Annotated in this window: 14 protein-coding genes; 4 read left to right on the top strand and 10 right to left on the bottom strand. The window is 68.2% G+C overall.

Annotated elements, in window-relative coordinates; translation table 11 throughout:
• Positions 1-2: 2 nt before the first annotated feature.
• The 3 genes from leuC to HWW87_RS03290 form a co-directional block, all read right to left on the bottom strand.
• Complete coding sequence (gene leuC, locus HWW87_RS03300) at positions 3-1,412, bottom strand: 3-isopropylmalate dehydratase large subunit (RefSeq protein ID WP_175819219.1); 1,410 nt, start codon at positions 1,410-1,412, stop codon at positions 3-5.
• Positions 1,413-1,823: 411 nt separating this feature from the next.
• On the bottom strand, positions 1,824-2,582 hold the full coding sequence (locus HWW87_RS03295; protein WP_175819218.1) for a Tat pathway signal protein: 759 nt from the start codon (positions 2,580-2,582) through the stop codon (positions 1,824-1,826).
• 35 nt (positions 2,583-2,617) lie between these two features.
• Positions 2,618-3,442, bottom strand: coding sequence for a hypothetical protein (locus HWW87_RS03290; protein WP_175819217.1), 825 nt, complete (start codon positions 3,440-3,442; stop codon positions 2,618-2,620).
• Between the two features lie 351 nt (positions 3,443-3,793).
• Here HWW87_RS03290 and HWW87_RS03285 point away from each other — a divergent pair, with 351 nt between their 5' ends.
• Positions 3,794-4,117, top strand: coding sequence for a cupin domain-containing protein (locus tag HWW87_RS03285; RefSeq protein WP_175819216.1), 324 nt, complete (start codon positions 3,794-3,796; stop codon positions 4,115-4,117).
• A gap of 127 nt (positions 4,118-4,244) precedes the next feature.
• The gene (locus tag HWW87_RS03280; RefSeq protein WP_175819215.1) at positions 4,245-4,970 is read left to right on the top strand and encodes a glutathione S-transferase; all 726 of its coding nucleotides are present in this window, start codon (positions 4,245-4,247) and stop codon (positions 4,968-4,970) included.
• Positions 4,971-4,992: 22 nt separating this feature from the next.
• Here HWW87_RS03280 and HWW87_RS03275 read toward each other — a convergent pair whose 3' ends face one another.
• Both HWW87_RS03275 and HWW87_RS03270 read right to left on the bottom strand, forming a co-directional pair.
• Positions 4,993-5,391, bottom strand: a complete 399-nt coding sequence (locus tag HWW87_RS03275) for a DUF4440 domain-containing protein (RefSeq protein ID WP_175819214.1) — start codon at positions 5,389-5,391, stop codon at positions 4,993-4,995.
• Positions 5,392-5,406: 15 nt separating this feature from the next.
• Entirely contained in the window at positions 5,407-6,792 is a 1,386-nt protein-coding gene (locus tag HWW87_RS03270) for an MFS transporter (protein ID WP_175819213.1), read from the bottom strand.
• A 205-nt stretch (positions 6,793-6,997) separates the two neighbouring features.
• On the opposite strand from HWW87_RS03270, the gene HWW87_RS03265 reads away from it, so the two are divergent.
• Positions 6,998-7,912, top strand: coding sequence for a LysR family transcriptional regulator (locus tag HWW87_RS03265; RefSeq protein WP_175819212.1), 915 nt, complete (start codon positions 6,998-7,000; stop codon positions 7,910-7,912).
• A gap of 85 nt (positions 7,913-7,997) precedes the next feature.
• On the opposite strand, the gene HWW87_RS03260 is transcribed toward HWW87_RS03265, so the two are convergent.
• The 5 genes from HWW87_RS03260 to HWW87_RS03240 form a co-directional block, all read right to left on the bottom strand.
• Positions 7,998-9,545, bottom strand: coding sequence for an amino acid permease (locus tag HWW87_RS03260; protein ID WP_175819211.1), 1,548 nt, complete (start codon positions 9,543-9,545; stop codon positions 7,998-8,000).
• A 102-nt stretch (positions 9,546-9,647) separates the two neighbouring features.
• The gene (locus HWW87_RS03255) at positions 9,648-10,112 is read right to left on the bottom strand and encodes an Lrp/AsnC family transcriptional regulator (protein ID WP_027782612.1); all 465 of its coding nucleotides are present in this window, start codon (positions 10,110-10,112) and stop codon (positions 9,648-9,650) included.
• 98 nt (positions 10,113-10,210) lie between these two features.
• Positions 10,211-10,969 carry an arginine deiminase family protein gene (locus tag HWW87_RS03250; RefSeq protein WP_175819210.1) on the bottom strand — a complete coding sequence of 253 codons (759 nt, stop codon included), beginning with the start codon at positions 10,967-10,969 and terminating at the stop codon, positions 10,211-10,213.
• Positions 10,970-11,178: 209 nt separating this feature from the next.
• On the bottom strand, positions 11,179-12,429 hold the full coding sequence (locus HWW87_RS03245; protein WP_175819209.1) for a DUF1479 domain-containing protein: 1,251 nt from the start codon (positions 12,427-12,429) through the stop codon (positions 11,179-11,181).
• Positions 12,430-12,539: 110 nt separating this feature from the next.
• On the bottom strand, positions 12,540-12,929 hold the full coding sequence (locus HWW87_RS03240) for a VOC family protein (protein WP_174390590.1): 390 nt from the start codon (positions 12,927-12,929) through the stop codon (positions 12,540-12,542).
• Between the two features lie 71 nt (positions 12,930-13,000).
• Between HWW87_RS03240 and HWW87_RS03235 the strand changes: the two genes are divergently transcribed.
• Complete coding sequence (locus HWW87_RS03235; RefSeq protein ID WP_175819208.1) at positions 13,001-13,978, top strand: AraC family transcriptional regulator; 978 nt, start codon at positions 13,001-13,003, stop codon at positions 13,976-13,978.
• The last annotated feature ends 84 nt before the right edge of the window (positions 13,979-14,062 follow it).

The following is a 14,062-nucleotide window of genomic DNA, read 5'->3' as shown; positions in this document are numbered from 1 at the left end:
CGTTACCCCAGCTGGCGAATGTCGACGAAGTGACCTTCGATCGCCGCGGCCGCCGCCATCGCGGGGCTCACGAGGTGCGTGCGACCGCCCGCGCCCTGCCGGCCTTCGAAGTTGCGGTTCGACGTCGACGCGCAACGCTCGCCCGGATCGAGCCGGTCGGCGTTCATCGCGAGGCACATCGAGCAACCCGGCTCGCGCCATTCGAAGCCCGCATCGGTGAACACCTTGTCGAGCCCTTCGCGCTCGGCCTGCGCCTTCACGAGGCCCGAGCCCGGCACGACCATTGCGAGCCGCACGTTCGATGCGACGCGGCGGTTCAGCTTCTTCACGACGTACGCGGCCGCGCGGATGTCCTCGATGCGTGCGTTCGTGCACGAGCCGATGAAGATCTTGTCGACCTTGATCGATTCGATCGGCGTGTTCGGCTCGAGCGCCATGTAGGCCAGCGCGCGCTCCATCGCGTCGCGCTTGACCGGATCCTTCTCGCGCTCGGGATCGGGCACGCGACCGTCGATCGACGTGACCATTTCCGGCGACGTGCCCCACGTGACCTGCGGGACGATCTCGGCGGCGTTCAGCTCGACCACGCGGTCGAATTGCGCGCCGTCGTCCGACTTGAACTGGCGCCAGTATGCGACGGCCTGATCCCATTCCGCGCCGGTCGGCACGAACGGACGGCCCTTCAGGTAGTCGATCGTCGTGTCGTCCACCGCGACCATGCCCGCGCGCGCGCCGGCCTCGATCGCCATATTGCAGACGGTCATGCGGCCTTCCATCGTCAGCGCGCGAATGGTCGAGCCGCCGAATTCGATCGCGTAGCCCGTGCCGCCCGCGGTGCCGATCTTGCCGATGATCGCGAGCACGATGTCCTTCGCGGTACAGCCGCGCGGCAGGTCGCCCTCGACCTTCACGAGCATGTTCTTGCTCTTCTTCTGCAGCAGGGTTTGGGTCGCGAGCACGTGCTCGACTTCCGACGTGCCGATGCCGTGCGCGAGCGCGCCGAACGCGCCGTGCGTCGACGTATGCGAATCGCCGCACACGATCGTCATGCCCGGCAGCGTCGCGCCCTGTTCCGGCCCGATGATGTGGACGATGCCCTGGCGCACGTCGTTCATCTTGAACTGCGTGATGCCGAATGCGTCGCAGTTCGCGTCGAGCGTGTCGACCTGCAGCTTCGAGACGGGATCGGCGATGCCGTGGCTGCGGTCCGTCGTCGGCACGTTGTGGTCCGATACGGCCAGGTTCGCGCTGATGCGCCACACCGGGCGATGCGCGACATTCAGCCCTTCGAATGCCTGCGGGCTCGTGACTTCATGCAGCAGCTGACGGTCGATGTAGAGCAGGGTCGTGCCGTCTTCCTCGGTGTGGACCACGTGGGTGTTCCACAGTTTGTCGTAGAGAGTCTGTGCCATGGGTATGCGGGGTCGTTGTGACTACAAGCCTTGCGGATGCGGTCGATTATGCCACGCAGAACGTGCCACGGCGCAGCCCGGACGCGAAAAAACCCATTAAAAACAGTGGTTTGGCTGGTAGTGCCAATACCTGTATCGGCATTACCCGGCAAAACGGGGCACGCGACGATCGCGCGTGCGGTGTGCCCTCGCCTAGGGCCTGTTCACGCTAATAACGGGCTTGCGAACGTGCCTTTGCGCCCGTCCCCCAAGGGGACTTCCTTCGGGCGCAGGCAAGGAGAGAGGAGGCGCAATAGCCGTAGCTATTGCAACGACGAACGACGCCGCCATGCGGGCGCAAAGGCACGTTCCCCTGTTTGGAAAAATTCATTCGTGGGGCCAGCGCAAGCCCGTTATTAGCGTGAACAGGCCCTAACCGTTCGGATATTCGCGATTGATCAGGTCGAGCCGCAGCATCGCGAGCTGCATGCCGGCGTTGCTCATCAGGTAAAGATCGCGCCGTCGCATCGCCGGCTGCTGCGCCGATGCATCGTAGGCGCCCGGCAGCGACAGTCCGGCCGGCACCGCGGCCTGCATCCCCGCCGCGTTCGACACGCGCACGGCGATCGACGCCTGATCGCGATGCGTGACCACGCCGACCTTGCCGAGCGCCGCGGCCGAACCGGCCTGCCTGACGATCGCGGCGGCCACGCCGTCGGGCGTCGGTATCGGGCTGCCGGCGGCCGCGGCGGGCGTCGCGATCGACGTCACGCCGGCCGTCAGTCCGTACTTCGACGCGAGCACGCTCGCGACTTCCTGCTGCGCGAAGATCGGCGCCGCGACTTTCTGCCGGAGCTGGAACACCGCATCGGCGATCGCCTCGTTCACGGGCCCCGGCACCGGTGCAGCGGCCGATGCGCCGACGCGACTGCCGAAGCCGAACGCGGCAATCGTGTTGATGGCGGCCGCGTCGACGGTCGGCGGCGTCCACGAGAAAAACGTGTCGAGCAGGTAACCGGTTTCGTCGGCGGCGGTCGCGCGATCGTTCAGTTCGTTGGTCAGCTTGCCGAGCATCTGGCGCTGCAGTTCCGCGTCGGAAACGGGAGCGTCGGCAGCGAAAGCGGGTGCAGCGGCGGCGCACGATGCGGCGAGCAATGAAGTAGAAGCCAGGAAATGGCGGCGGTTCGTCATGGTCACGGGATTCGAATGAGAAACAACGGAAGGCCTCAGCCCTTCGGGAACGCCTGCATCGTCGCGGTCATCGCGCGCGTCAGCATCTGCGCATACATGTCGTGCACGAGGTAGAGGCTGCGGTTGCGCGTCCACGGCTGGCCCGACTGCGGGTCGTACGTCGTCGGCAGCGGCACCTCGGCGACCGCAGCGGCGTGCATGCCCGCCTGCTGCGAGGTCTGGATGCAGCGCTTCGCATGATCGCGATGGCCGACCACCGCGACGGTGCCCATCGCCGCCGCGCCGCCCGCGCGCGAGACGGCCACGGCCGCGACGCCCGCGGTGCTCAGGTACACGATCGAGCCGTCGCTCGCGATCACCGGTTCGATCGACGACAGCACATCGGCGCCCAGCCCGTATTTCGACACGAGAAAGCGCGCGATTTCCCACTGCGCGTAGACCTTGGCGGGTTTCAGCTGGCGGATGCGGTACACGGCGTCCGCGAGCGCTTCGTTGACGGGCCCCGGATCGGGCAGCGCCGACTGGTTGCCGCCGCTGCTCGACGTATTGCCGCTCGCCGCGTTCGGTCGGTTGCCGAAGCTGTACGCGACGATCGCGCCGATCTGTGCGGCCGGCACCGTCGGCAGCGCCCACGTGAAGCCGACATCGGTCATCGCCGGCACGATCGCATCGACCGTCGCCGCATCGCCGAGCTGGGCGTTCAGTTTCGCGGACATCTGCGCGGCGAGCGCGGCGTCGCCGATCGGCGCCGACGTGACGTCGTCGCCACCGCCGCATGCGCCGAGCAATGAAGCCGCCGCGGCGGCCGGCGCGACGGAGAGGAACGTTCTGCGGGACGAAGCCGGGGCATGTTGACTCATGAGTGCGAGACGAAAGGATGCGAACGACGAACGCGCCTGACGACAGGCACGACCGCCGGATTTCGCGGGGTCAAGGGGAAAGGCCATCGGGCAACCACCCACGCATCGGCATCGCGACGCATCGCCGGCTGGTGAAGCGCGATGGTAGGCGGCGTTGGTTAAATTGCGGTGAAAACGCCGGTCGAATCCGTTCGGCCGCCGCCTCGTTTCGCCGATGGACGAATTCGTTTCATCCGTGGCGAGCGCATCGCACTTTTGTTTCGCCGGTGGCCAGCGCGGGGTGTCGACGTATCGACGCGCGCGCTACGATGGCGCAACGCACGTTCCCGTGATCCGGACCCGGAGGCTCCGATGAAACTCGGCCTGAAGGAATCGCTTGCGCGCCTCGACGACGCAGGCACGCCGTTCACGACGCTGTTTCGCCACGGCACGCTCGACGTCGAGCTGTACCGGCCGCGCATCGAGGACCGGCAAACGCCGCACGCGCGCGACGAGGTCTACGTGATCGCCGCCGGCACGTCGCGCTTCGTCGTCGATGGGCGCGAATGCGACGTCGCGGCCGGCGACGCGCTGTTCGTCCCCGCGCACGCGGAGCATCGCTTCACCGGCTTCTCCGACGATTTCTCGACGTGGGTGTTCTTCTACGGCCCCGAAGGCGGCGAACGCGGCGTGTGACGCACGACACACAACGCACACGGAACTTTTCCGGCGATCTCCTAGACTGTCTATTCGCAGCGGGCGCCGCACGGCCGCCCGCCGTCACGCAGCCGGCGGCATTCGGTGCAACGAACAGGAGAACAGCATGCGATATGAACTCTATTACTGGCCCGAGATCCAGGGCCGCGGCGAATACGTACGGCTCGCGCTCGAAGCAGCCGAAGCCGACTACGTCGACGTCGCGCGCGAATCGGGGCGCGGGATGGGCGTATCGGCCATGATGCGCATGATGGACAGCTCGAAGGCCGAATGCGTGCCGTTCGCGCCGCCGTTCCTGAAGGCGGGCGACGTGGTCGTCGGGCAGACCGCGAACATCCTGCTGTTTCTCGGCGCGCGGCTCGGGCTCGCGCCCGACGACGAAGCCGGCCGGCTGTGGGTCCATCAGATCCAGCTGACCGCCGCCGATTTCATCACCGAGATCCACGACACGCACCATCCGATCGGCAGCGGCCTGTACTACGAGGACCAGAAAGCGGAAGCCGCCGAGCGCGCGGCCGATTTCCTCGAGAACCGGCTGCCGAAATTCCTCGGCTACTTCGATCGCGTGCTCGAACAGAACCCGCACAAGAGCGGCTATATCGCGGGCAGCGCGCTCAGCTATGCGGACCTGACGATGTTCCAGTTGATCGAGGGCCTGCGCTATGCGTTCCCGAAAGCGATGAAGCGCGCGGAGCGCAAGGGCGCGGCGCTCGTCGCGCTGCACGATCGCGTCGCGCAGCACCCGCCGGTCGCGCGCTACCTCGAGTCGGAGCGCCGCATCCCGTTCAACGACATGGGGATCTTCCGGCACTATCCGGAGCTGGACACGTAACGGCCGCCGGTGCGCTCGCCGTTCACGCGGCCACCAGCGTCTCGTGCAGATGGCGCCACACGATCACGCCGTCCGCTTCGCGCCGCAACAACGCCGTCGAGCGCCGCACCGTGCGCCGCCCTTGTGCGTCGGTCTGCGTCTCGCGATAGCCGACCGTCGCACCGTCGGACCACACGGCAAGCGCGCGCAATTCGTCGATGCCGATCACGAGCCCGGGCCGCGCGCCGTGCCCGTGTGAAAACAGCGCATCGACACCCGCGTAATCGAGCACCGTGCCCGACGGCGTGATCATCGAAAATCCCGGCGAAAAGCGCGCCATCAGCGTCGCGAGCCGCCCAGGCTCCGCGCGGCCCGACAGCCAGCGCTCGATGTCGACGTGCGCGTCAACGACTTCAGTGAAAAACGGATTCGGCAGATTCATGGGTCTCTCAGGTTCTCAACGGCGGGGTGAAACGGGTTGCACGGCCGGCCGGCGATGCGCGGGAAGCCGCACGATGAAGCCGAGCGGCAGCAACGTCAGCAGCACTGCCAGCCCGAAGCACCAGCGGTACGGGGCCGGCGACGGCGTGCCCGCATCGAACGCCAGCAATGCATTCAGCACACTGCCGAGCACGGCCACGCCGACGCAAAAGCTCAATTGGCGGTTGATGTTCCAGAGCGCGCTCGCATCTCCCATCCGGTCGGTCGGCACGTCGACGAACGCCGCGCTTTGCGACGTGCTCGTGCACAGGCTCGCGCCGAACCCCATCGCGACGAACGCCGCGATGCGCACGGCTTCGACGCTCGCCCACGGCGTCGCGAGCAGCGCGATGCCGGCACAATCGAGCGCGATTCCGCACGCGAACAATGGCTTCGCGCCATGGCGCGGAAAACAGCGGCGTGTCGTCGCGATCGCGAAGAACGCCGCGATCGCCCACGGCAGCATCAGCGCGCCGACATGCGCGGCGCTCAACCCGAGGGCGTTCTGCAGGTAGAGCGACGCGACGAGATTGACGCCGGTGAAGATGCCCGGCACGCACAGATAAACCACCGCACCAGTCCGCAACAACGGCTGCGCGAGCAGGCGCAGGTCGAGCACCGGAGCGGCTGCATGGCGCGCATGCCGCACGTAACCGATGCCCGCTGCCACCGCGACCGCCAGCATCGCCAGCGGAAATGCCGCGCCGCCCGGTTGTCCCGCCGCGCTCAGCCCGAGCAGCAACGCGACGAGCGCCGCCGCGCTCAGCCCGAGCCCACGCCAGTCGAGCCGCGGAGGCCGCTCGCGCGCGCCGTCGCGCGGCAGCCATGCCAACGCGAGCACGCCGGCCGCGGCCGCGAGCGGCACCATCGCGAAGAAGATGGCACGCCACGATCCGCGATCGACGATCGCGCCGCCGATCGCGGGCGACAATGCTGGCACGAGCAGCGCGACCATCATCACGACCGACGTGAGCCGCGCATGCGCGTGCGGCGGATACGCGCGATAGGCGATCGTCTGTCCGACCGGAATCAGCAGCCCGCCGCCGAGCCCCTGGACCAGCCGCCACGCGAGCAGCGCGTCGATCGACGGCGACGCGCCGACGCCCGCGCAGCCGACCCCGAACAGCAACAACGATGCGCCGAACACGCGCCGCTCGCCGCAGCGCCGCGCGAGCCACGTGCCGAACGGAATCACGACGGTCAGGCCGAGCACGTACATGTTGCCGACCCACGCAAGCTGCGCGACCGATGCGTGCAGTTCGCGCTGCAGCGCCGGATATGCGGCGTTCAGCATGAACATGTTCGCGAGATCGATCGCGAAGCCGAGCAGATAGACGGCGGCGATTCTGGAACGGTCTGTCATGGCGGCGGCCGGGGCATCACGAAACGCCGCAGTGTAGAGGCCGGCGGCCGGGCCGGTAAGCGGCCGGATTCGACCAGTCCGGTCGAAAAATTTTGACAATCGGCTCACGCGCCGGCCCCGCCGCGACGCTCGACACGTCGCACGCGGCCGCGCATTCGGGTACCCTTCGGGCGATTCCACGCACAGACAGGACCGCGCCCCGACCATGGTGAGCCTCGATCGTTTCGTCGTCTTCCGCGCCGTGGTCGACGCGGGCTCGTTCACGGCCGCCGCGACCGCGCTGAACCAGGCGCGCGCGGCCGTCAGCTTCAACATCAAGCAGCTCGAGGCCGAGCTCGGCGTCACGCTGCTCACGCGGACCACGCGGCGCGTCGAGCTGACCGATGCCGGCGAGCGCTTCTACCGGCGCTGCCTGCGCGTGCTCGACGAAGCCGAAGGCGCGATCGACGAAGTGCGCGGCGAGCATGGCGGGATGGAGGGCATCCTGCGCGTGACGTCGACGGTCGAATACGCGGCACGTGTACTCGCGCCGGCGCTGCATGCGTTTACCGCGCGGCATCCCGCACTGCGCGTGCGGCTCGAAACGCATACGTCGCAGGCCGACCTCGTGCGCGACCGCTTCGACGTCGCCATCCGGCTCGGGCGCCACGAGCACTTTCGCGAGTTGCCGTATCGCGGCGTCTGCCTCGGCACGTACGACGTGCTGCCCGTGATGGCGCCCGACCTGCCCGCGCGGGCCGGCGTTCCGCAACCGGCGTCGCCGGACGGCCTCGCGCGCCTGCCGCAGCTCGGCCACAGCCGGCTCGAGCGAATCGCGGAATGGACGCTCACCGATCGCGCGGGCCATGAGCATGCGTTCCGGCCGCACGCGAAGCCGCGCATCGTCGTCGACAACGCGTCGGTGCTGCGCGAACTGGCGCGCCAGGGCAGCGGTGTCGCGCTGCTGCCCGAATGGCTCGTGCACGACGATCTCGCCAGCGGCGCGCTGGTCGACGCGCTGCCCGCGTACCGGTTTCCGCAACAGAACGTCTATGCGCTGTACGTCGCGACGCGGCACGTGCCGCAGAAAGTGCGCGCGTGGGTGGATTTCATGAAGGCGCAGTTGCAGCAGGCGGGCTGAACGTGCGTTGCCGCGCGGCTCGGTTCAACGGAGCCGACCGTGCGATGCGGCCGGCTCCCGTTACCGCGCTATCGCCCGCCGGCGATCAGTGCGGCTGCCCGTGCTGCGCGGCGGCCGCGTCGACGGCCTCGACCGAGCGCGTGAGCCACGGCCCGATGTCCATCTCCTCGTAGCGCACGAGCCGGCTCTTGCGCGCACGGCGATACGCCCACCAGATCACGACGAACAGCGGAATCCACACATAGATCGACAGCACTTCCATCCAGTCGATGCGCGCCGCGAAGAACGCCTGGTAATCCTGGCCGAGCGAAATCACGATGCAGACCGCGATCGCGAACAGCGGCCCGAACGGAAACCATTTCGCGCGATACGGCAGCTGATCGAGCCGATAGCCCTGCTTCAAGAACCCCTTGCGGAACCGGTAATGGCAGACCGCGATGCCGAGCCACGCGATAAAGCCGGTGATGCCGACCGTATTGAGCAGCCACAAATAGATGCGCTGGTTGTTGGTCAACGACGTGAGGAAGCACAACCCGCCGACGGCCATCGTCGCGTACAGCGCGTTGCGCGGCACGCCGCCCGGCGACAGCGTCGCGAACATGGCCGGCGCGCGCCCTTCCGATGCGAGGTTGTACAGCATCCGCGTCGCCGCGTAGGTGCCGGAATTGCCGGCCGACAGCACGGCCGTCAGGATCACCAGATTCATCGCGCCGGCCGCGAGCGGGAACCCCGCGTGGCTGAACACGAGCGTGAACGGGCTCACGCCGATGTCGGTCACGTCGCTCTTCAGCAGGTTCGGATCGGTGTATGGCACCAGCAATCCGATCACGAAGATCGCGAGCACGTAGAACAGCATGATCCGCCAGAAAATCTGCTTCACCGCGCGCGGAATCGTCTTGCGCGGGTTTTCCGATTCGCCGGCCGTGATCCCGACCAGCTCGGTGCCGAGAAACGAAAAACCTGCGATCAGCGCGACGCTCATCATCGCGTGCACGCCGCCGACGAACGGCGCGTCGCCGGTCGTGAAATTGCGCCAGCCGACCGGATCCCCGGTGCCGGCATGCCCGTTGCCCAGCACGCCGGCCGCGATCAGCAGCCCGGCCGCGATGAACGCGATCACGGTGACGACCTTGATCAGCGAGAACCAGTATTCCGATTCGCCGAAGCCGCGCACCGACAGCGTATTGAGCAGGAAGATCAGCACCAGGAAGCCCGCGCCCCACCACACGCCCGGCACCGATGGAAACCAGTAGCGCATCACGATCTGCGCGGCGACCAGCTCGATCGCGATCGTCACCGCCCAGCTGTACCAGTAGGTCCAGCCGAGCGCGACGCCGAAACCTTCGTCGACGTACTTCTTGCCGTAGATCGCGAACGAGCCCGATACCGGCATCAGCGCGGCCATCTCGCCGAGCCCGGTGACGACGAAGTAGACCATGATCCCGATCGCGAGATACGCGGCGATCGCCCCGCCCGGCCCCGCCTGCGCGACCGACGCGCCCGACGCGACGAACAGCCCCGTGCCGATCGAACCGCCGATCGCGATCATCGCGATGTGGCGGCCCTGCAGACGGCGCTTCAGCGTCGCCCCGGACGGCGCGGCCGTCTCCGCTGCCGCTTGCATAGCATCCATAGTGTTCACCCTGATTGTGATCCGGGCCGCCGATTTGGTTTGGAATGCAAATCGATTGACCCGGTCATTCGCGTTGAAGCCGGCCCTGCCGGGCCGGTCGTATCACACGACGCTGCGCTTGATCGCCTGCAGTTCGGCCGTCGTCACGATCTTCTCGATCCGGAACCGCGGACTTTCCAGCCACGCGTTCGCGATCCGCCGGTACTCGTCGAGATCCTCGCACGCGAGCCGCACGAGAAAGTCGAACGTGCCGCTGACGAGCCAGCAATCGAGCACGGCCGGATTCGCGCGCATTTCCTCTTCGAACGGCGCCTGCGAACGCCCGTGGTCGGCCAGCACGATCTGCGCGATCACGACGATCGGCTTGGTCGCACGCGGCGCCTTGATCACCGCGCGGTACCCTTCGATCACGCCGAGCGCCTCGAGCCGCTCCACGCGCGCCTGGCACGGCCGCGGCGTGAGGTTCACGCGCTCCGACAGCTTCCGGTAGGAAATTCGCCCGTCGGTACGCAGGATGTCGAGGATCCGGAGATCGATCTTGTCGAGCTGCATCTTCTTGTCGGTCATCCGCGTTCGCTCCGGTCGGGTCGTGGCTCATGCGCGGAACGTCTGCCGTACCGCGCGGGGGCCACATTATCCGGCCGAAGCGGCCGCGCGCCAATCGGCTAGAACCGCAGCGACAGGCAGGTCAGGCCGCCGTCCATCTTGTGGAACTCGCTCGTGTCGATCACGTGCAGCGGCATGCCGAGCGACGCGATCGCGTCATGCACGCGCGGATAGCCGGCCGGCGTGATCAGCGTACCGTTCACGCGCAGCGTATTGCCCGCGTATTCGTCGGCGGCCGCGATCGCGATCCGGCGATAGTCGGCGAACGCCGGATGCGCGGCCAGCGCGTCGGTCACGAGCAGCGTGTCGTCACCGAGCGCGTTGACGACCGATTTCAGGTGCAGGCCGGCGCCGACAGGCACCGCGACGACCGAATAGCCATGGCGCGACACCAGCGCGTCGAACGCGGCGATGCCTTCCGCATCGGTGCGGCTCGTCAGGCCGATGAAGAAGCGCTTGCCGACCAGCATCACGTCGCCGCCGTCGAGCCGGCCGGACTGCATCGGCAGCAGGTCGCGATGGGCGGCGAGCGCCGCTTCGATATGAACCGTCTCGCCGCGCCGGGCGGGCGCGCCGGGGCGCGTGATCACCGCGAATTCCGGCGTGACGACGGCGACGTCCTCGACGAAATGCGAATCGGGAAACGCATCCAGCGGCGGCAATTCGGTCAGCTCGACGCCGAGCGTGCGCAGCGCGTCGCAATACGCGTGGAACTGCGTGAGCGTCTTGTCGTAATCCGGTGCGCCGAGTTCTGCGGTGGTCAGGCCCGCGCCGCAGGACGGCGCGGGACGGCGAACGATCGCTTGCGTGAATTGCATCGACTCCTCCATGGTCTGCGCCGCCTCCGTGCGGCGCACGGGCCGGCGGCGTTGTGTCCGGACCATTATCGGAAGCCAAATTGCGCAATTCGCGTCGATTTCGGCGGCGCCGACAGCCGATTGCGTCGAATTGCGCGCACCACGCAGCGCAATCGGCGGACGAGCCGCCCGCCGTGTCGCGAACGGCCGTTTCGCCCGCCGCATGCACGTTACGCGCCGGGCTCGAATCCCATCTGTGAACGGCCGAGCGCCGTGAGATCGCCCTCCCCCGCGCGACCGTCGAAATCGACCTCGAAATGGTCGGCCGGGAAATCGGGCGGGCTGTCGCCACGCAGGAACGCGGAACGCTGGCGTTGCAGGTACGCGTCGTTCTTCGCGCAACCGGGCGCGGCCGCGATATACATCACGTTGCTGTCGCCTCTGCCGCGATGCGCATCCTCGACCGCATGCACGACGTCGCCGTGCCAGAACACCGCGTCGCCCGGCGCCATGTGCGGGATCGGCACCAGCGCGTCGAGCAGCAGCGCGTGCCATTCGGGGCGGATCGACAGCGCGCGGCCGGGACGCGCGCCGCACAGGTCGTCATCGGCGACGTCGTCCTGCAGCGCACGCAGCACGACATAGGCCATCGCGTTCGCGACCGGGATCAGTTGCAGCGTGCCGTCGCCGGGCCCCTGCGGCGTCAGCGCGGTCCAGCCCTGGAACGTGCGGAACATCGAGCATACGGCCGGCGACGGAATCTCCTCGACGTCGGGGCGGAACGCCGCATCGAACGGATCGTAATCGCGCCAGCGGCCGGCCAGCACATGGCGATAGACCTGGCGAAAATTCGCGCCGAGCCAGCGCTCGACGGAGCCGCCGTCGACGTGCGGCGACAAACCGAGCGACGTCGAACCAGGCGGCCGGCGACGAATCCGGTCCGCATACGCGGGCACCTGGTCGGGATCGAAATGCGTCCGTGCGCCGTCCGCATGCCGCCACAGGCGATTCAGGAACACCCGCGCCTGCGTGAGCGCCGGCGACTGGCGCGCGGCCACCTGCGGCTTCGACCAGTAGACGCCGTAGATCTGCGGCTTGCCCGACGCGAGGTTGCCGAAATAGCGGTCTTCCGCGCGCGCCTGCAGCCGCTCGGTGAAACGGTTCGCATCCAGATACGCGCCGATCTCGTCGTTCCAGTCGTGCGCCTGCCGCGCATCGAACACACCGCGGATCACGACCGCGCCATGCGTGCGGATCGCGGCAATCGCGTGCGGATCGACCTTTCCGCCCGCGATATCCGCGAACGGCACGACCGGAATCACGTCATGGCCATGCGCGTGCGCGCGGCGGATCGCGTCGACCTGCCGCGCGATGTCGCCCTCCAGCTCGCGGAACATGGCCGCGTAACCGGGCAAGTCGGCGCGCAGCGCCCGTTTGGCCGCGCGGATCGCGGCCGGCAGATCGTCAATCGTCAGTTGCATCGTCGTCTCCTCGCTGAAGCGTGTCGTGATGTGCTGTCAGCGTACGGCCGGCACATCGCCGCTATCACCACTATCCGGTCAATGATCGATACAATCCTGACAATCATGCGTCACTCGCGACGATGGCAGACCACGCAGAGCTTGTTGCCGTCCGGGTCGCGAAAATAGGCGCCGTAGTAGTCGCGGTGATAGTGCGGCCGCAGGCCCGGCGGCCCTTCGCAGGTGCCGCCCTGTCGCAGCGCGAGCGCGTGACAGCGATCGACGTGCGCACGGGTCGGCGCATCGAACGCGATCGTGTGGCCGTTGCCCGGTTCGGGCGCGCGGCCGTCGAGCGGCTTGCCGAAGAAGAACAGCGGCCGCTCGGCGTCGGCCGGCATCCAGCCCGACCAGCCGTCCGGCTCGCGGAATTTCAGGCGCAGCCCGAGTTCAGCGAACAGCGGCGCGTAGAAATCGTAGGCGCGCGCCGTATCGCTGACGCCCACGCAAACATGTGAAAACATGGCATCGCTCCGTGGTGACGATTGCTCACGATCATGCCACGACGCGCTGCCCGCCCCTACCGGAGGCCGCGATGAAACCGCAATACGAGCACGTGACGTTCGCGTCCGGCTGTTCGATCCGCGTCTATCACCGCCAGCTCGCGCGCATTCCGTTCGAATGGCACCGCCATCCCGAATACGAACTGACGCTGACGCTCAACAGCCGCGGCCAGCGCTTCATCGGCGATCACGTCGCGCGTTACGCGGACGACGATCTCGTGCTCGTGCCGCCCAACCTGCCGCATACGTGGTCGTCGAACGCGCGCATCGATCGCGACGCGCCCGAGGTCGCGCTCGTCGTCTGGTTCGACGGAGACTGGGTGCGGCGGCTGGCCGACTGCTGTCCCGAATACGCGCCGCTGCGCTCGCTGCTGCGGCGCGCGGCGCCGGGCCTGCGCTTCGACGTGGAGACGGCTCGCGCGATGCGTGCGCGACTGCCGCGGTTGCTCGATCCGTCGCCGCGCGTGCGGCTCGCGGCCACGCTCGACACGCTTGCCGATCTCGCGGAAGCCGGCGGCGAACCGCTCGCCACCGCGCAGGCGTACGACCGGCCCGACGGCGCCCCATCGCCCGCCGACCCGGCCGCGCCCGAAGCCGAACGCCTCGATCGCGTGCTCGACGCGATCGACCGGCATTTCCACGAACCGCTGCGCATCGACGCACTCGCCGCCGTCGCGCACCTGTCCGAACGCACGCTGCAGCGGCTGTTCGTCCGGCATCTCGGCGAAAGCGTCGGCCGCTACGTGCAGCGGCTGCGACTCGCGCACGCCTGCCGCCATCTCGTCGGCACCGACTGGCCGATCGCGACGGTGGCCGCCCGCTGCGGCATTCCGAATGCCGCGAACTTCAATCGCCAGTTCCTCGCCGCGCGCGGCACGACGCCCGGCGCGTACCGGCAGTTCTTCAAGCAGCACGGCCACGCACCCGACGACGATGCGCCGGCGCTCGGCACCCGGCCGCCGTCGCTGGAGCGCCGCGCCGGATCGGGCCAACGCCGGCCGCGCAAATGAAAACACCCCGACGGGCTGACCCGTCGGGGTGTCGTGGCGTTGCGGTTGCCCGACGCGAGCGGCCTGCCGGCCGGTCGCGCCGCA

It is taken from the genome of Burkholderia sp. BCC0419 (assembly GCF_902830285.1).
Classification (GTDB): domain Bacteria; phylum Pseudomonadota; class Gammaproteobacteria; order Burkholderiales; family Burkholderiaceae; genus Burkholderia.
Note: the sequence above shows the minus strand (reverse complement) of the source record. Positions and strands in the feature narration are given on the sequence as shown.